The sequence below is a fragment of the Flagellimonas sp. 389 genome (genome assembly GCF_018449435.1).
GTDB lineage: Bacteria > Bacteroidota > Bacteroidia > Flavobacteriales > Flavobacteriaceae > Flagellimonas.
On sequence record NZ_JAHCMU010000012.1, the window covers coordinates 137,424 to 156,594 of the forward strand.

The 19,171-nt window shown below is 40.1% G+C and carries 13 protein-coding genes; 4 read left to right on the forward strand and 9 right to left on the reverse strand.

Going from position 1 to position 19,171, the window contains the following annotated elements; genetic code table 11:
* Positions 1–27: 27 nt before the first annotated feature.
* Positions 28–261: a DUF6095 family protein gene (locus KIM67_RS12005; RefSeq protein ID WP_213831654.1), complete on the forward strand. Its 234-nt coding sequence runs from the start codon at positions 28–30 to the stop codon at positions 259–261.
* Here KIM67_RS12005 and KIM67_RS12010 read toward each other — a convergent pair.
* A complete protein-coding gene (locus KIM67_RS12010) occupies positions 258–938 on the reverse strand; it encodes a DUF4294 domain-containing protein (RefSeq protein ID WP_213831656.1) in 681 nt (226 codons plus the stop codon). The genes KIM67_RS12005 and KIM67_RS12010 overlap by 4 nt on opposite strands.
* 102 nt (positions 939–1,040) lie before the next feature.
* Between KIM67_RS12010 and KIM67_RS12015 the strand changes: the two genes are divergently transcribed.
* The 3 genes from KIM67_RS12015 to KIM67_RS12025 all read left to right on the forward strand — a co-directional run bounded on the left by KIM67_RS12015 (position 1,041) and on the right by KIM67_RS12025 (position 3,326).
* Entirely contained in the window at positions 1,041–2,129 is a 1,089-nt protein-coding gene (locus KIM67_RS12015) for a M42 family metallopeptidase (RefSeq protein WP_213831657.1), read from the forward strand.
* A 135-nt stretch (positions 2,130–2,264) separates the two neighbouring features.
* On the forward strand, positions 2,265–2,603 hold the full coding sequence (locus KIM67_RS12020; protein WP_213831658.1) for an IPT/TIG domain-containing protein: 339 nt from the start codon (positions 2,265–2,267) through the stop codon (positions 2,601–2,603).
* A gap of 162 nt (positions 2,604–2,765) precedes the next feature.
* Complete coding sequence (locus KIM67_RS12025) at positions 2,766–3,326, forward strand: NUDIX domain-containing protein (RefSeq protein ID WP_213831659.1); 561 nt, start codon at positions 2,766–2,768, stop codon at positions 3,324–3,326.
* Here KIM67_RS12025 and hisS read toward each other — a convergent pair.
* The 8 genes from hisS to KIM67_RS12065 all read right to left on the reverse strand — a co-directional run.
* Positions 3,315–4,697, reverse strand: a complete 1,383-nt coding sequence (gene hisS / locus KIM67_RS12030) for a histidine--tRNA ligase (RefSeq protein ID WP_213831664.1) — start codon at positions 4,695–4,697, stop codon at positions 3,315–3,317. The genes KIM67_RS12025 and hisS overlap by 12 nt on opposite strands.
* Positions 4,698–4,779: 82 nt before the next feature.
* Positions 4,780–5,250 (reverse strand): DUF6495 family protein, encoded by a 471-nt coding sequence (locus KIM67_RS12035; RefSeq protein ID WP_213831665.1) that lies wholly within the window; start codon positions 5,248–5,250, stop codon positions 4,780–4,782.
* 126 nt (positions 5,251–5,376) lie between these two features.
* Positions 5,377–8,721 carry a T9SS type A sorting domain-containing protein gene (locus tag KIM67_RS12040; protein WP_213831666.1) on the reverse strand — a complete coding sequence of 1,115 codons (3,345 nt, stop codon included), beginning with the start codon at positions 8,719–8,721 and terminating at the stop codon, positions 5,377–5,379.
* Positions 8,722–8,727: 6 nt separating this feature from the next.
* Positions 8,728–10,818, reverse strand: coding sequence for a fibronectin type III domain-containing protein (locus KIM67_RS12045; RefSeq protein WP_213831668.1), 2,091 nt, complete (start codon positions 10,816–10,818; stop codon positions 8,728–8,730).
* Positions 10,819–10,822: 4 nt separating this feature from the next.
* Entirely contained in the window at positions 10,823–15,688 is a 4,866-nt protein-coding gene (locus KIM67_RS12050; protein WP_213831670.1) for a hypothetical protein, read from the reverse strand.
* A gap of 310 nt (positions 15,689–15,998) precedes the next feature.
* Positions 15,999–16,718, reverse strand: coding sequence for a hypothetical protein (locus tag KIM67_RS12055; protein ID WP_213831671.1), 720 nt, complete (start codon positions 16,716–16,718; stop codon positions 15,999–16,001).
* Between the two features lie 10 nt (positions 16,719–16,728).
* Complete coding sequence (locus KIM67_RS12060) at positions 16,729–18,237, reverse strand: M23 family metallopeptidase (RefSeq protein WP_213831673.1); 1,509 nt, start codon at positions 18,235–18,237, stop codon at positions 16,729–16,731.
* Between the two features lies 1 nt (position 18,238).
* The coding region (locus KIM67_RS12065) for a hypothetical protein (RefSeq protein WP_213831676.1) at positions 18,239–19,171 on the reverse strand (933 nt) is incomplete at its 5' end.

Here is a 19,171-nt window from a genome sequence, read left to right on the forward strand (position 1 = left end):
AAGGTAATATTCCTATTTTAGTTCTGTATGAGAACGGATAAAGAACTTCTGATCAAAGGGCTTAAATTTCTTGGTTACACCGTAGCTTTTATGTTTTTGGCGCCTTTTGTCATATCCCAAGCTTTTAAAAATCAAGACCACCCTGCATATGTTCCTGTACTGGTCATTGGACTTTTATTGGCCATTGTCGCAATCGGTTTTGGGTTTTATTCCATCAAGATTTTTATGGATGCAATCTTTGGGAAGAAATCGAAAAGTTAATTTTTCTTTTTGGAATCTTTCTTCCATTTATTGCTCAACTGTGCATAATCATAATCCAGCACAGATTCTTGTCGTTCCAGTTTTTGAGCGGCAAAAGCACGCTGCAAAATGTCTTCGATCAAGTAATCTTCATGGATACGGTCTGGGTGGAATTCTTCTTTTATGCTGATTTTAAAGGCCTTTGCCGTAGTATTGTACCAAAATGCACGCCAACCGTTGCGTAATTCCTTTACCAAGTTGAAAGCGGTCTTTCCTGTTTGACGATAAATCAATTTAATCAATATTTGGCCTTCGGTACGGGTTAGCTTCTTCAGTTTCTCCGAAAACTCACCCTCAATATACTTTTGTACTGTCTTCGTATACTTTTTGCGGTGGCGTTTCTTTTTGATTTTCCCTAAGCTGTCGTTCAATTCCACTAAACGTTCTGCTGCCAGCTTAGCATATGGATATACTTTTAGGGTTTTGCGTCTAAGAATGTAGTAACGCAATTTCTCTTTTCGGTCTGCGAATTCAAGTTTACCAAACAAATAAACTTCGCCTATTTCGATAGAGCTACGAAGAATAGAATCACCTTCAAACCTTATATAATAATCAGTAACCGAATCTTTTTCAACTTCTTGGGAAAAGCCAAGTGAAAAAAACAATGAAAAAATTATAACAAAGCTGTAACGAAACATTCGTACTATTTAACAAAAGTCCTGCCAAAATTAAGGATAAACACAGTATTTGGCTATTAAATAAAAGTGAATATTGTTATGTTTGTGGACTAAACTATAGAAATGGCCGCATCAAAAATCATTACTTCCAAATCCTTAAAATTCTTTGAAAAATATCTGAACAATGCCTCTCCAACTGGTTATGAATGGGAAGGGCAAAAAATTTGGATGGACTATTTAAAGCCCTACGTGGATGATTTTATTACCGATACCTATGGTACTGCTGTTGGGGTCATTAATCCAGATGCAAAATTTAAAGTGGTCATTGAAGGACATTCCGATGAGATTTCCTGGTATGTTAACTATATTACTGATAACGGCCTATTGTATGTTATTAGAAATGGAGGGAGCGATCACCAGATTGCACCTTCAAAATGGGTGAATATCCATACCAAAAATGGTATCGTGAAAGGTGTTTTTGGTTGGCCGGCCATACATACAAGGAATAGAAGCAAAGAAGAACCGCCAAAAATCGATAATATTTTTATTGACATAGGTGCAAAAGATAAAGAAGAGGTCGAGAAGATGGGTGTACATGTAGGTTGTGTCATAACCTACCCAGATGAATTTCAGGTATTGAACAAAGACAAGTTTGTTTGTCGTGCCATTGACAACAGAGCTGGAGGTTTTATGATTGCCGAAGTTGCACGTCTATTGCATGAAAACAAAAAGAAATTGCCATTTGGCTTGTATATCACCAACTCCGTACAGGAAGAAATTGGGTTGCGCGGTGCCGAAATGATCACCCAGACCATAAAACCCAACATTGCCATCGTAACGGACGTTTGCCATGACACCACTACCCCAATGATCGATAAAAAGAAAGAAGGCGAAACCGGGATGGGTTCAGGTCCTGTAATCTCTTATGCCCCTGCCGTACAGAACAAATTGAGAGAGCGTATCATTGAAACCGCGGAAGCAAAAGAAATACCTTTTCAACGTTTAGCTGCATCACGTTACACGGGGACGGATACGGACGCCTTTGCCTATAGCAATGGTGGCGTTGCATCGGCTCTGATTTCCTTACCGCTCAGATATATGCATACTACAGTGGAAATGGTCCATAAAGATGATGTGGAAAATGTAATCCGATTGATTTACGAAACATTACTGACCATAAAAGAGGGGGAAACCTTTAGTTATTTTGATTAGACAATACAGTATATTAATTCTTTGCTTCTCCAAAACCATCATTTATCAAGTCAAAGAGGGCATCGGTCAATTTAGCGTCTGATTATTCTTTTTTTCATCTTTACTTAACGGGTATTAATCCTAAAAATACTTGTTTTGAATAGATTTATTTTTTTCTGTTTTATATTGGCCATATTGGCTTGTAGCAATGGTGATAATCCAGCTCCTTTCGTTTCTGATATTAGAACAACTCCTATCATAACTAGTTTCAGTCCTATTTCCGGACCAGTGGGAACGGTTATCACAATTGAAGGTTTTAATTTTGATGGCTCTGGACAATCTGTAAATATAGGTAGCACAGAAACAATAGTTATAAGTGCTTCAAATACTAAAATTGAAACAGTCGTCTTAACTGAAACTATCACTGATAATATCATAGTTACAGTAAACGGCAGGTCGGGTTCTTCAGAAAACAAATTCACTGTACTTCCATAGTTAAAAATTTTGACCAAGGTTTTTTTATTTTTTTAATTATGCTGCGCTTTTGAATTCTATTTAGTGTTAGAATTACCTTTCTAAAAAATACGCTTTCTGTTCACAACAAATGATTTTATATTTTCATTATTTTAGACATCATTCACCAATTTTGATGGAATTATGATACTTGACAAACTTGATCACGATGAGCGAGTAGACATTCTTGACGAAAATGGAAAGTTTACAGGAAAATCCTGCTTGAAATCGAAAGCACATCGTAAAGGATTGTATCATCCAACCGTTCATGTATGGTGTTATTCCAATGATGGCTTGGTCTTGCTACAACGTAGGGGGCGTTCCAAAAAGAACTTCCCCTTAAAATGGGATATCTCTGTCGCTGGACATGTAGGTGCTGGAGAATCCCTCGAAAAAGCAGCTGTTAGAGAAGTTCGAGAAGAAATAGGGCTTAAAATATCAACACTGGAGCTGGAAAAAATAGCTGTTTTTAAAACAAAGCATAAACACAGTGAAACATTTCTGGACCATGAATACAACCATACCTATCTATGCAAGTTAGATGCTACAACAAAGCTCCAAAAACAGGAATCCGAAGTAGAAGAATTAAAATGGTTTTCCATAGAACAATTCAAAGAATGGGTACATCAAAAAAATCCGGATTTAGTGCCCAATAGCAATGAACGTTACGAAAAGGTGATCCTTGAAATTGAATCACGGATTTAATTCGTTGACAAAAATTTCAGGATGCTGTAATTCGTAGGTTTTCTGTTCACCGCTGGACATGTTTTTGATCACAAAATGGCCATCGGAGAGCTCTTTATCCCCCAATAAAATAACATACGGTACATTTCTGCGGTCTGCGTATTTAAATTGCTTCTGGACTTTTGCGGAAGAAGGATACAAATCGGCTCTAACCCCTTTGCTTCGTAGCTGGGAAATCAACTTTAAGGCCGCTTTCGCTTCTGCTTCACCAAAATTAAGGCAAAGAACATCCAAAGAGACCGAGACCGCATCAGGAAATAGGTTCAACTCTTCCAGAACCAAATAGATTCGATCTAATCCAAAAGAAATCCCTACCCCACTAACATCCTTTAATCCAAAAATCCCAGTCAGATCATCATAACGACCTCCACCACCAATCGAGCCCATGGTTACTCCTGCCGGTGCACTCACTTCAAAAATAGCTCCAGTGTAATAGTTGAGTCCACGGGCCAAGGTAACATCCAATTGCAGCTTGGCCGTTTGCAAACCAAGATCTTCAATATGTTTCACGATATCTTCCAATTCCGCTACTCCGTCCATTCCAACCTCAGATTCAGCAAGTAATGTTTTCAATTGCTCCAATTGTACTTTGCTAGAGCCTGACATAGCAAATAATGGAGCTGCTTTTTCAATGGCGGTTTCTGAAATGCCCTTGGATAGCATCTCCTTTTTAACGCCCTCCTCCCCTATTTTGTCTAATTTGTCCAATGCAACGGTAAAGTCAATCAATAAGTGCTTTGCCCCAATTACTTCTGCAATACCCGACAATACTTTTCTATTGTTGATTTTTATGGTGGTATCCGCTAATTTTAAATCGGTAAAGACCGCATCGTATAACTGTATCAATTCCACTTCTTGCAGCAAAGAATTAGAACCGACCACATCGGCATCACACTGATAAAACTCACGAAAACGCCCTTTTTGTGGTCTATCCGCCCGCCAAACAGGCTGAATTTGATACCGTTTAAAGGGAAAATCAATTTCATTTTGGTGCATGACCACGTACCGCGCAAAAGGAACGGTCAAATCATAGCGAAGTGCTTTTTCCGAAATCTTTGGAGTTAATGTGGATGAGTCTTTTGAACTGTAGGTTACATCATCCACCTTAGAGATATAATCCCCAGAGTTTAAAATCTTAAAAATCAAGCGATCTCCTTCTTCGCCATATTTTCCCAGTAAGGTTTCCGAATTTTCAAAGGATGGTGTCTCTATAGGGCGGAAACCATAAACCTCAAAATGCCTTTTTATGGTTTCCATGATGTAGTTGCGCTTGGTAACTTCAGTTGGGGAAAAATCACGGGTTCCTTTGGGTATGGATGGTTTTTGTGGCATGCGTTTTATTTGTTGTGCAAATATACGTTGTATGGTGAATTTACTTAAGACTTATTGACTGCGCTCGAAACGATAGAACTACTCAATCAATAATCTGGTCGAACCACTTGTACAATTCGCCTTTAGTGATTACCGCTCCTTGCTGAATTAAATTGAATTTATCCAGATTTTTATCCTCTGAATAGGCTTTAGATGCGGTCAGGTATTCCACAAAATCAGATTGGAAATTACGTTTGAACCAGCTAAAACCTTCCTTGGTCCGTAAATCGATATTAGGATTCATCACTTTAACAGAAAACAACTTCATTTCTTTATCGGTCAAATGAAACAAATGCATATGCAGTTCGGAAATATTCTCCAGATATTCGACTTTGCTTAGTACACCTTCCCAAATCAAATCACTAAATACATCAAGTTCTTCTTCGGCAACTTCTGGTTTTTCCTGTTTTAACTTGGTCCATTCCTCCGCAGTGATGGACTGAGTAGCTAAAAAGTTGATGAATTCTGGATGCAGCTCTTCCAATTGCTGCTGTGTCAATCGCGTATATTTCATTTGGCAAAAATAAAAAACCATAGATTTAAAATCTTTGGTTTTTCAGTAAAAAGCTTTCTTCCTGTAATCTTGGCCCTCCCTCAATCCCTCCCTAGGGAGGGAAGTAGCCTTTATTTGAAAGTTTAGTTATCTGAGTATCAATTTGCGGAGTGAATTGCCCACTGGTGTCTCAAGAACTACCACGTATATTCCAGAAGGAAGGCCTTCGATATTCATGGGGATGTTATAGTTATGCTCACCTCCCGCCAATTCTTGGAGCATAAGGTTATTGTTGGCGAACCCAAAGACCTTTAGACTGATATTCCCAATTTCCGAAAGACCTATATCTGCATAGAACTGTCCGGTGGTTGGATTAGGATATACAACAAAATGCTCAATTCCTTCACGTGAAACTTCTTCGCTTTCATTTATAATGCCGGTTAACGTGTTTTCCAAAACCAATATTCTTTTCGTTGATGTAGACCAACAATCCTCTCGATACACCGTAACCCCAATTTCATATTCTCCGGGTTCAGTAAAAGTAATACCAAGTTCATCATTGTTTCGTTCTGTTACGATGGCACCTTCGGGAACGGACCACTCAACCGTGTCCGGGAGCGGATAACTAAGATCGACAGCAATAATATTCTCATCTACAAAAGACTGGCTCGCCATGGCAAATTCCGCTTTTATTTGATCGGGCAATCCTACTGTTGTTTTGATTAGCAGTTCACATCCGTTATCATCCATTATTATAACCTGATAATTGTCTGCTTGAAGATTGGAAAATGTATCACCACCTTGAAAACTTGACCCACCATCGATGGAATAAATATAAGGTGGGGTTCCACCAAAAGCACTGATATCGATTGTCCCTTCCTCGCCAATAAAGCAAACCGTTGAGAATGGCACTACATTCGCTACAAGCACTTCGGAAGGTTCGGTCAAAACAACGGAATCGACCACTTCGGATACAATGGAATTATCTGTAAGGCGTAAGGTGTAGGTACCGGCAGTAAGTCCTGTAATCGTAGGTTCGCTGGCCGTCGAGAAATTGACCTCGCCCTGTTTTTCCCAAACATAATTGAATGGCGGTATGCCCGTAACATTTGCAGTAATGGCGCCAGAAGCTTCTCCTTTACAATTTATATGTATCGGGTCCAATGCTACAATCTCCAAGGGTTCGGGCTCAAAGATAAAGGCGGGTTGTTCCAAAGAGGCGGAACAGCTGTTGGCATCCATCACTACGACCTGATAGTTCCCTTCGCCCAAACCGACCAGTTCAGTGTTCGTAGATTCGGGTGAAAGTAAAAACGGTTCCCCATTTTTTGTCCATTCATACGTAAAGGGCGGCACCCCGTTCTGAACTTTGATAGTAAGTGTACCGTCCTCGGCACCGTTGATACTGATGTTGGTCTTGGAAATTTCAATGACTTTTATTCCTACACTAGGCTCAGTCAATACTATGGGGTTGTCTTCATTAGTGACCATACATTCTCCGTCGGATACAAAATATACATATTCACCAATGGAAAGGTTTTCCCTAAACGATTCGGTCACAGGGTCGTCCAACCAACTTACTTCGTAAGGACCGCCCGTGCCCCCGGATATGTTCAACTGTATGCTCCCAAAATCCTCTCCCTTGCAGATGCTATTGTTCTGTGCCACTTCAACGGTCAATAAAGGATTCACGTAGTCGAATTCGTGCAGGGCCTCTTCCACACTGTTTGCATTGTCGGTCACCGTAACGGAATAGCTCCCTTGCCCTACTTTGATCGATTTTGTGGTCTCGCCAGTAGACCACAGGTACTTGTACCCCCCGTTGGTTCCACCGACAGTGTCTGCCTCAAGGATACCAATGTCACCTTCACAGGTTATGGATACGTCTTCGGCTATGGAAACCTCCAATGGATCCAGTTCATTGATAGTGAACATATATTCTTCCGAAGGGCAGCCTTGCCCACCGTCGTCGGTAATGACAAGCGTATACTCCCCCGATTCGAGATCTTGCAGATCGATCGAATCGTTAGGCGCAAAATCCTCTCCGTCCTTGGTCCAATTGTAAACGTAGTTACCGTCCCCGCCCGATATTTGTTCCAATACGATGCTCCCGGTAGCAAGAAAGTTGGGAGGTTCCCCAGGCTGGAAAATCAGATAGGAATCCAACTGTGGGCTTTCGGCAAAGGCCATTAGCTCCATTTCTTGAACTTCGGATTCACAACCTAGAACATCGGTAACCAGTAAGGAGTAGTTGCCAACGGGTAAGTTGACCAAATGGGTATTGGTAGAGCCTTCGGGAAGCTCGAAAGACCCACCATCTCTTTTCCAATCAAAGGTATAATTACCATTTCCACCCGAAAGGTCTGCAATGGTGATCTCTCCATCAAAAACTCCCGAACAGGTAAGGTCGGTTTTGTTTAGGTTGAAAGTGATTGGCTGTGGTTCCGTTATAGTGACTGGGGCTTCATCCCCACCTATAACATCGTTACCAATCTTTACGTCCCACTGCATCATATATTCACCAGCAGATAATCCTACTTCGGTTTCATAGGTCAGCATGTTTCCTTCAAAATCAGATTGGGTAAGTGGTGGATTTGTTTGGTGCACCGCGTCATCGCCTATTTTGAAGGTGAGTACCATTGTCTCCTCCTCGGTCAACGCGCGGTCAAAAACTGCCGTTATACCACCATCTGCGTCACCATTACAGCTAACATCCAGTCCGATCAGATTGTTTGGAACGTCTGGGTCTAACACGGGGACACATGGGAAGACATCATAGGTAATAGTATTGGATTCTGTTTTCTCTTCATTATAGAAAACTTGAAATTGGATTATACTTGAATCTGTGACGTTAGGAATATCTGAAGGTGTAAACACGTATGTCCCAGAATGAGACTCGTAAGGAAGAAGTAATACTGGGTTATTGATATCTCCATCAATGATTGCTTCTAATGAGTATTCTACATTATTGCATGATTCAAAAATATCTAATGTTTTTTCTTCACAAATTTTTGCAGTCAAATTTAGATTTAGTTCTGATAAACTTTCGATTTTATATAGTTTTCCTGCACCAGAAAAAGCTTCATTACAATATTCTGATGCTTGAAGAATGAGAAGATGGTCACAATTTGGGTTTATTACATCCAATATTATTGGAGTCAAATCTTCTGAATATTGAAGACATGCATCATAATCGCCTCCTGACTCGTAATCTTGCACATAAAAAACTAAACTTGTAACTGGCATAGGTAAATCAAAAATGGAGTATTCGATTTGAGTAGATATTTCGTTTACTTCAACATTAAACCAAGTTGGATCGTAGTCAGCCATTTTAACATCACCGTTATAAAATGCTATTGCAAAATCAAAATGTGAAAAGCCGGAGTTTTCTGAATATAAATTCATTTCGCTGTGTATTCTATATTTATGCTGTCCAACAATTTTCATTTGATAGAAGAAACTGAAAAAAACAACTATAATAACCTTTTTCATCTTGTATTAATATTTTATTATCGTCTCGTCCCATTCACTTAATTCTCCATCTTTAAAAACTCCGCGTATACCATAACTGTAAATAGTATTAGGAACCACTTTTTCGTCTCTAAAACTTTGTAATTCAGGAGACAATGTAGCATAGCGCAAAAAAACACCTTCTTCTCCCTTTCTGAATAGTTGTATTTCCAGTACATCTTGTTCATTATAGCGCCAGCTTAACTGAATGTATTTGTTTTCTCTATCCACCTCTGCGAACAATCCTTTTACTTTGGGCCGTAACAGTTGTTTTAAGGTAGTTATGGAAAGTGGTGGAGATGGGGGACTTTCCAGTTCGGTTTGATTTGTGGTCGTGATGGTGTAACTATAGGTTGTATTTGGTTCCAAATCGGTATCTTTAAAGGTATCCCTAGAAACATCATCTGTTTCAAAAATGTTCTCCCATAATGTTTCCCTATTGGTATCGATATGTTTTCTGTAAAGCACTTGTTTGGTAAGGTTATCCGAGGAGCTTGGTATCCAATGTAGCAGTATGTTATCCCCTATTAGTTCATATGCCTTGAAAACGGAACTGGTTGGAGGTATTCGAATTGGACGCTCCAAGACCAAAGTATCCGATGGTACGGACTCGTTATAGCGTAGATCCGCAGCAATAATTTGATAATACACCTTGCTCGCAAAGGTTTTTACGTTGACGGTATCTTGAAAAATAGTTGTTCGCAATTCCTCTTTGGTCAGTCGGGTGAATTCTTGGTTTTTACGATTGGCCCGTAACACCGTATAGCCCTTTAAGTCCAATTCCATATTGGGTTCCCAGGATAAACGTACCACACCCAGTGTATCCACAGTGCCCTTGAGCCCCAAAGGTTTTTCTGGCGGTATGGAATCCACGGGCTGTACCATAGTAGGCGATGAATCCTGATAATCCCCAGCGATACCGTTGGCGCGTACTTTAAAGTAATTTATGCGGTCCAAACCTTGGTAGGAAAACTCCCTTTCCCCTTTTCCCAGTTCCACACCTACAATTTCATAAGGCCCTATGGCTTTGGATGCTCTCAAAATCTTAAAATCCACTAATTTCCATGCCTCATCTGTTGGGAAATCCCATCGCAGTTGCACTTCCTTGTCGGATACAATTGTATTCGTCTCAAACTGAGGTGCAGCCAATAGTTCTTTAAATGCGATTACTGAAACGGTATCCGAAGGCGGGCCCATTGCATCAAAAAGGCTTTTTCCTTTAATGCGGTACCAATATTTTTTGTTGTACTCGGGGATGCTGTCCGTATATGAAATTCCAGACGATTTGGTTATGGCCAATTTGGTAATGGGCGCATCATTCACTTTGTGAAAGTTTTTCCCATCTTCTGATTTTTCAAGATCATATGCCGTATAAAAATCGAGAAGTCCATCGTATTCCCAAATCAGGACAAAGGCATTGTTATAAAAATACCCGGCAAAGTCATACGGTTTTGGCAATGCCAATTTCTCCGAAGGTGCCATGAGCACTCCGGCTTCTTCCATCTGCATAAGTTCTTGGGGAACAGCCAACTTTACATTATAGAGGTACTCCTCGTTTTCTTTTACATCTTTGTCCACATAGCCCAATCCTGCATATTGTGCAGCGGTAAAGTCCTGATCCACAGTAAACATGGAAAAGCCAAAACGCTGTTCCAGTTCGCTGCTCTCGTTGACCACTTTTATAAATAAGTTCTCGCTCTCGTCGTTTACGCTAAAACTTTCGCCATATATGGCCTGCGCCGCTACGGCGGCCATATCATTGTTCTGAATCAAAGATTCCCACTGTGATAGCGGCCTGGGTTTGATGAGGCTTCCTGTCAATATCACTTTTTCCGATTTTTCCAGGGGTTTCCCGTCCCTGAATATCGTTGCTCGTTCCACCAGATAGCCATATAGGTTGCCATACTTCCAAGCCCATTTGTCATTAACGCCCCAACGCAGATAAATAGCACCCTTTTTTGCAAACCCCTTCACAAAAAGTTTGGGAATCTGTGTGGGATTGATGGTATCTTGTTGCGAGCAACACCACAACCCTAATAGGATAAAAACCAAAAAACTGCATGTTTTTTTTAAGTCCATCGTTTTAAAGGGAATTTTTATAACTGATGATCTCCGAGTTTCCAGATTCCTTATTAGGCAATACATAGCTAAAACGTACCCGATAGTTTTCCTTTCTTATAAAGGGAAATCTTCCCAAGATTATATAAGAGTATTTTTCATATTTTTCTTGATCGGTGATACCGTTTCTCATGTAACGGTTGGTTATGAGGTATCGCAAATCTCTAAAATCATTATAAAAAGCGATAGGGAGATGCCAACGGTATGGAAAATAGGTCTTAACAAAATCATTCTCAATCCCTTCAGATGCATAATTTATATAATTGGAACTCAGCTGAATTGATTTTCTAGGAGGTACCCCTATGGACGCATCCCTTGGTACTGTTAAATCACCATCCAAAGGATATTCTTCGTATACCAAGGGATAAATATCCTTTTTATAGTATTGATCGTTCAGTACGGCACTAAATTGAATCAATGGTTTGTCCTGTGTAAAGGCACTACCTGCAAGTTCCACGGTACTAAAGGGTTCGTACTCTTCCATGATCAGGGACATTCGGGCAACGTTGGCTATCGCCCCAGCATCTTGATACCCATCCAAATATGTAATGGTATTGCTAACGCGCATTGAATTTATCTTTTGTTTGAATGTATTGTGGCGGCTTGTGGTAAACGGAAAGTCCAATCGGGAAATAAACGCCCCGCTCTCGGCACTGCCAACGATGGTGTTTGTGGATATTTCCAAATCTTCCGCTATTTCATTGAACTGGGTCGTGGTCATCACCAGATTTTCATCTACATCACTGGGATTGAGGGTAATCAAGGCATAGGTATAGGTAGTCTGATTCTCCAGGTTTGGAATCGTGAACTCCAATCTTTTTTGCGAGGCCACATATTGAAAATCGGCTTTGATCTTATTACCGGCTACGTCCAAGAAATACAGTTCGTCCTGATATCCATTGCCGAACAAATAAGCCTGTCCCTTATTCAACTGTACATAACCCGTTGTGCTTTCGCGCGGTAACATGTATTGCTGATCCACTACCGGATACATGTATTGGATATTATGATAAGGGATTTTCCGTGGGGCATCGCCTGTAACAAAGCGAATTTCTTTTTTCTCATAAACTGGTTTTCCATTGTCCGTAACGGGAACCCAATTATCACCCGACCGTCTTTCAAAAGATACCTTTACGGTCACCTGGATTTCCTGTTCCGGGGGCAATATTTCAAATGACTTAAAAGTAGCGAGGTCGTTGGTTTCATTGAATTCGATTTTCCCGGCTATGGAATTGCCCTCAAATTTTACAAGAAACTCCGTTAAATTCATGCGATAGCTCTGTCTACCCGTCTCGTCCTCAATTTGCATGATACTTCCCACAGGAGCATTGAATGCAACCTGTACCGCTTCAAAAACGTCCACATCCTCGAATCCATCTCTTGGGGAAATATCCGAAATCATCACAATATCCTGTAGCTCCGTTTTTCCGACAATCTCACATTCCTCCCCAATAACAACTTTTAGGCGGGTGCGTATGCGTACCACTCCCAAAACCCGAACATCCACTCCTGCATAGCCTTTCATGTACCACGGATTGGGCAATTGCGCCTGCGCCAATACCGCCAGTCCCGCTTTTAGAATACGGACACGTTTTCGAATACCGAACAATTTTATCTGTGCTCCTATATCCCCTTGAAGATATGCATATAGCTGCCCTGTAGCGTACCATCCATCCATCCCCAATGGACCAGATTTTCCAAGACAGTGTGCATCACCAAAGTCCCGCATCATTAAATCAAAACCAACACCTGCACGGATGCTGGCGTAGATGATACCCCAATCAATTTCTTTTCCAACTTCAAATGAAGCGCCAAAGGCATACCCTGCCCCTTCTGCCAGTTCTTGGTTAAAATTTCGGTTGAACAATAGGTCATCCTCACTTAGATTGAGTATTTCGATAACGGTATGGGGCGGTCTTGCAGGATCTGGTAGAATAGTTCCTGTCAGAAAGTACATATCGATTTTGGCCGTGAGTGGACCTATGGGGATACCCTGTAATCCGAAACGCTTGGTTGGCGTACCCACATAGATATACCAGTCATCGGGGGCGTTATAAAATTCCAGATAGCCCAAACGGTTCTTTTCCCCAGCACCTTTAATGGGTCCAGCATTTAAAAAGACATCGCACATGCCCCAATAGGTTCGATTGGTAAAGTCAAAATCTATGGCCACTTGCGCCGCAAAAAGCTCATCCCCTGTCAGGATACTGGGAAATACCTCTTCAGCGAAAAATTTTATTCCTTCCTTATCAATGGAAAGTTCATGGAAATTACCCAGTGCCTGCTCGCTATCGGAAACGGTCCGTTGCATATCATCCACACTACCAAAAGGATCACGTGATGTTCCACCTCCTTGGATCAATACAGCTGCGCCATAAAACCCAAGGCGGCTTATTCCTCCACCATTGGCCTGCGAATTGAAACTCATTTCCAATGCTACCAATCCTGTGAAAGCAGCTCCTCGCTTTACTTCAAAAGCTGCCAAGGCCTTAAAGCCCATGGATATGCTTTCATCAGGTGCATAGTAGATTCCGGACATGGTATTTGCCCTTTCATCAATACCGGCCTTTCGCATATGATGGTACACTCCACCTCCAATGTTATAAATGGTGAAATTGGGGTTTTCCGATTGTGTAGGCCTGCCATGGGCATCGACGAGCCAATAGCGATAACCATCCGTATTACCGAATATTCCTTTTGCCCCAACTTCAATACCTATACTCTCGGAATACAGGTTCAGTTCACCAGAAAAGCCTTTGCCATAGACGGGATTATCCTTAAAGAAATTCAATTCCCCAAAAAATTCAAAGCCTTTGCGCTTTACATCAACCTGAACAGAACTTACTGTTATTTCCTTAAAACGCCATTTTAAATAATCCCCATCATGAAGCTCTCCAATTACATTAAGGCCAACATCGCCTTTAATGCCAGTTTTGTCGAGGTTTATATAGCTATTGAAATCCAACAACGCTCGGTTTTCTCCTTGGGTTCTTATTGATATGTCATAGAAACCCAGTTCAAATCCGGCCAGTTTTGGTGTAGTTATCGAATCACGGTAGCCCGCATATCCAATGGAGAGATAGGGTCGTTCACGGGTCTGGATTTTAAAATCCTGAAAGGACAACCCTTCAAATTCCAATGATGTAACCCCTTGATTAGAATCTATGTTAGAACTTGCGGTTTGATTTAACGAAGCTTCCTGCTTAGCGTTAAAGGACATAATGCCCGTTAAGTTCGCCTCTGGATAAAAGCGGTCATTTTCGACTTCAAGTTTTATATAGGATTCCCTGAAGAGTTTGGCCTTGGATCTGAAAATATTGAAATCAACGTCCTCAACAACGTCAACTGTTACGGAGTAGTATTGATCGGCGGTGATCAACCCCCTGTAGCCCAATCTACTGCCCAAGGTGTCTTCGTCACTTATTGGAAGTACTATCTCACCGTTAAATCCGGCTTTTATAAATCGGTTGACCTTTAAATCCACACCTATGGAATCCAAGGAGAACTGCCATTTGCTGGCATCCCCTTCGTCCAAGTCCATGACATTGGTGGCATAAAAATCGCCAGAAACCCCAAAATTATCAATGAACAACCGCTCTGCTCCTATAGTAAGGCGTTCCGTAGAATTCCTTTTTTTAAATTCGGGCGGTAGGGTAATTGAAACGGCATCTGCATAAAACCCGCGCCAAAGATTTTCGTTGCCCGGAACCAATAATTGATTTGTTGTGTAGAAATCTGGAAATTGGACACTTGGTGCGTTCTTCGTATCACTTAAATCCAAGACTGCATTAGCTATATTAAAGCCCCATTTTGGCAGGGGCCTTAACTCAAAATAGGGTAGATCGAGCTCTATGAGCAAGTCATTTATACCCCTAGTCCGTATACTAAAGTTGGCTCCTACATAACTATCGTTGTTGACTACCTTTTCTCCAGTGCCCGGTGTTGTTTTATTGGGATACTTTTTTGTTCCATCTGCATTTAAAGGTATCGCCACCGTTTTTGCGATACGTACGTCAGCTGCTATTCCCAGTTCCTTGATTTTTCCTTCACAATCTATAGTGACATAGGTAGATTCGTCAGCCTTACCTTGATTGTCCGTTCCCCCTAAAAAGGTCACCAACCATTGTCCACCGCTCAACCCCACCGGTACATTGGACAAGAGTGATAGTCGGGCTTCCTCGTATATGCCTCCCTGACGCGATATCCTTACCTGATTGGCCCCGAACATTAAATCTACATTGAGTTCGGCCAATCGTACTTTTGCAAAAAGATCAACTTCGGTGTAATCCTTATGATATTCCATACGAATGATGCCCAGCGTAATGAAAGATCCTGCCGATAAATTTTGTTTAATTCCAACGGGAAGTTCTATTGGAGTATTTCCAGCGATAATGTTGATAAACCGTTGTTCCCGCTCTATGATATCAAATACATTTCCTGCTGCGGCCAAGATTTCGTTTGTCTCTGCACTGTTCTGAAACTGTTGCCGGACGTAGTCTTCCGTAAATTCCGCAAGATTATCGGAAAAATTATAATGGAACGATGAGGTTTCATCATCAAGCTCGGGAAAGGTTCTGAATAGTTTGGATGTACTTGTTTTTTGGAGTTGTTCCCCATTGTTCTTGTGTTCTTCCCATTTTTTTAGAAGGTGTTGAGCATCCACATTGGAACTTGTTCCAATTTCTTTTTGGTTAACCGAATCTTTTAGTGCAAGACTATCTGTTGGGATTTTCCTATCACATATTTTAGCATGTATGATGACCGTACTAAAAAGGAAGAATAGGGAAAATAACTTTGTTTGACATACGTTGTATCGTAATAGGTTTCTCACTGGTTGTTTTGGTTTTAAAAATCACTCTACTTCCTTTAAAGACTCCAGTCTTTATTTGGAAGAAATGAAATAACCTATGTAATAAATGGATTACGGAAAAAAAATAACCGAGTAAATTGACAGATGGCTGTTTTGAATTGACGGATGGGGTCTAAAATTGTTTTTTGCAATCCATCTGCTGTGAAAAACTGTTAATTGCTCATGTCTTTAAATATAGCTATTGTACAAAATTGCGAATAGGTTTTGAAAAACTCTTTAAAGAAAATTTTCTATGTTCAAAATCGGTATTTTTGAAATCATTATTTGAAAACTATTCACATTGATTTAAATGAAGACTATACTCCCCATTCTCATATATTAGCTCAACTTGACCTATTTCATCTCTATTAGGATCAATAAGATAGTTTAAAAAAATCCTTCCATTCTTTATTTCATAAAAACTATGCCATTCATACCAATCTTCATAAAAGAGACATCCTTTCGAAAGAAACTTTCGCTTAATACCATCTTCAGTTATTTCGAAAATTCCGACTTTATATCCTCCTTCGGAGTAATAAACAACTATATATTCATCTTTCTTAATATTTTCAATAATTCCAGCAGGGAAATATGTTTCATGCCCTTCACCAAACTTATCATAGAAGGTTTTATACTCTATACCTATTTTATCTAAAAAGTCATATTCTTTTTCACTTTTCTTTATTAAAAAGAATTCACCACTATAATTAACAATAAATGTCAAAGTTGATATATCTAATTCTTTTTCAATCTTTTTGTGCTTCTGTATTACTGTGTCTTTTTTTGAATCAAAATATTTATAATCCTGTATAGATAAAAGAATTGTGTCTTGATTCATAACCAGATAAGATTGATATGACTTTTTGCGTGGTCTGAATTTCGTAGAATCCCCATAAACACCTATCAATCTATAGGTCGTATCAAAAGTTTTTGGATTATCCTTATCTTTTTCTTGTCCTTCTGCGCAACAAGAAATACTAAAAAAAATTATTAATGCTAAAATATATTTCATGAGTAGATTTTTAAAAATTGATTACTTTAAAATATTCTAATGGCGGTTTTCTAATACTGAATCCTTTATTCTTATCGGGCCATTTTTGTGTCAAAATCTCTAAATGTAAGTGATATTCACCCTCAGGAAGATTTTTTCCATTTCCAGTAATTCCTGTTCTTCCAAGAGAATCTCCAATTTTTACTTGATCTCCATTTTTGACATCTACACTGCTTAAATGAGCATAGATTACATACACATCTTCTTCTTTTCCTGTTTTAAGGTTTTTTAGCTTACCCTCTACACTAATTATTTTTCCATATCCTGACATCATTCCAGAGTATACATAAACAGTTCCATTAACAGCACTATAAATTGCGGTGTTTTCTGTAGCTAACAAATCAACTCCCATGTGTGCCTTGTTTTTTCCCTGAACAACATATATGGGATTATTATGAGAACACGTTCGCCCATCAAAATATCTTACGCAACCGAACTTTCCTACATGTTCTTGTAGATTCCCTCCCGAAAACTTACGCAACTCCATGACTGCTAAAGGATTGTTATTGATAAAATCATCTTCTTTAACCAAGTTTCCTCCATAACTCTTATAATCCACTACGCTATTAATATAATACTGCGTACGATCTTGGTTATCACAGACCAAGCCAAATTGCTTGTCCACCAAATAGGGGTTTTTATGGAACTCGCTTAATTTTATGGCATTGAATACCTTCGTCACTTCATCTTCCTCATACCAAGCACCAAACTCTGCGAAATGGAGCAAGTAAAACATCTTACCCGCCGTGATATTTTCAGTCATTTCACCCCCACCATCCACTCGCCGTGGTATTTGCATTTTCCGTGTGGCATCAATTTTCAAAAGGTCCAAACGGATGTCCCATATATTTGCATTGTCATTTACACTTTTAAAAGTGGTCTGTTTGTTTTCAATTTTGTTATAAGCCTCTTCCATTGCGGCAACCAAACGTTGTTGATATTGGGAGCGTAGATTCCCCAAAAGACTTTCCATCAAAGCTTCGTATTCGTCAAAAAGGTTGGTAACCTCCGTATCGACCTTGCCAAATTCCATCTTTTTGTTTTTTAAATTTTCTTCAGTCGTGGCAATGGCTGTAGAATCAATGGATAATGTATCCGCTTTCAGTGCATTACGCTCTTTCGTCAAGGTTTTCACTTCGTTTGTCAACCGCGCCCATTCTTTTGCTTTGACATCAAGAGCCTCCAGCTTTTGTCTTGATTCTTTCAAGCTCTCTTCTTTTAAGGCCATCAGTTTACCTATGCCAAAAGCTTCTGATTTGTAAAGTGGAATTTCACAATCAATTTGCTTTAAATCTATGCGAACTTTTACCTCTTTATCATCCTCCTTTAGCACCAGATAGTAGGTGGCCGTTTTCTTTTTGGTGGCCCGTACTTCTTTCATCAAAGCTCCCACATTGGTATAAATGGTATCCTTGGGTTTTGGGTACGCATGGCATAAGAGCCCTGTACATAGCATAATAATAGTGGTCAAGTTTTTCATTTTAAAAAAGTTCTAAGGTTAGGGCAATTTTTTCTGAGATAATTTGAACGATCAATTCCTTTACTTCGATGGTAAGTTCTTCATTTGATGCGCCATCATCGAGCCGTGTGTAGATATAAACCCCTAAGGTCTCTCCTTCGTTTTCGAGAAGATTCCCCAATTTTGTAGTCCCTTCTTCGGTCTGTAGATTGGTCGCGATATATTTTAAAGCGGTCCAACGTTCATATTCAAAATGGTCAATCTGTTCCTGTTCCGATGTTTGGATTTCCTCAAATTCCATAGCCTCTGAGATCTGGTCAAGATTGTTACTGGAAAGCTGTAAACTTTCGTTGGCTTCTTTTTCTACTACGCTTTCCTCCCCGTAGCCTTCCAATCCGTTTTCCAAACGATCGTTGCTTTCAATTACAATTTGTCGTAATGCCTCTTCAATAATTGAAGCGTAGGCATCTATGAAATCATCTCGCTCATTTTCCGCTTCCCGTAAATCATTTTGTGCAGAAACAAACTCATTTTCAGCTTCCGATGCCATTGCTTGATTTCCATTTTGGATGGCTGCATCATATGAATTCTTAGCCTCCAACATTCTATTCGAGGCATCTTCTATAGCACTGGCAAGTGGTTCGGGAAGTTCCGCTCTGGCCTGTTCAACAAGAAGTTCGGTAAGGTTTTCAATATTCTGTTTTGTTGTTCTATCTATCTCCGCATTCAAAAGCTGATCAAACAACTCTTCAAATGTTTGGGCTATGGCATCAACTACTTCCCCTACCGTCTCCACCACATCCCCCGTATCCACAATGTTCCGTAGGGTAGGGTCATACTCGGTCACCACAGTGCCCTGCAGCAATTGGCGGTCAGTATTCAAAAGGATATTGTCGTAATGTACCGCCAGTTTTATATTGCCCAGATAAGGAATGCGCACAAAGCCCTTGCCGCT

Excerpts from the sequence above, each read along its gene's own strand:
- KIM67_RS12005 (WP_213831654.1), top strand. The coding sequence starts at position 28 with ATGAGAACGGATAAAGAACTTCTGATCAAAGGGCTTAAATTTCTTGGT.
- KIM67_RS12010 (WP_213831656.1), bottom strand. The coding sequence starts at position 938 with ATGTTTCGTTACAGCTTTGTTATAATTTTTTCATTGTTTTTTTCACTT.
- KIM67_RS12015 (WP_213831657.1), top strand. The coding sequence starts at position 1,041 with ATGGCCGCATCAAAAATCATTACTTCCAAATCCTTAAAATTCTTTGAA.
- KIM67_RS12025 (WP_213831659.1), top strand. The coding sequence starts at position 2,766 with ATGATACTTGACAAACTTGATCACGATGAGCGAGTAGACATTCTTGAC.
- hisS (WP_213831664.1), bottom strand. The coding sequence starts at position 4,697 with ATGCCACAAAAACCATCCATACCCAAAGGAACCCGTGATTTTTCCCCA.
- KIM67_RS12035 (WP_213831665.1), bottom strand. The coding sequence starts at position 5,250 with ATGAAATATACGCGATTGACACAGCAGCAATTGGAAGAGCTGCATCCA.
- KIM67_RS12040 (WP_213831666.1), bottom strand. The coding sequence starts at position 8,721 with ATGAAAAAGGTTATTATAGTTGTTTTTTTCAGTTTCTTCTATCAAATG.
- KIM67_RS12045 (WP_213831668.1), bottom strand. The coding sequence starts at position 10,818 with ATGGACTTAAAAAAAACATGCAGTTTTTTGGTTTTTATCCTATTAGGG.
- KIM67_RS12055 (WP_213831671.1), bottom strand. The coding sequence starts at position 16,718 with ATGAAATATATTTTAGCATTAATAATTTTTTTTAGTATTTCTTGTTGC.
- KIM67_RS12060 (WP_213831673.1), bottom strand. The coding sequence starts at position 18,237 with ATGAAAAACTTGACCACTATTATTATGCTATGTACAGGGCTCTTATGC.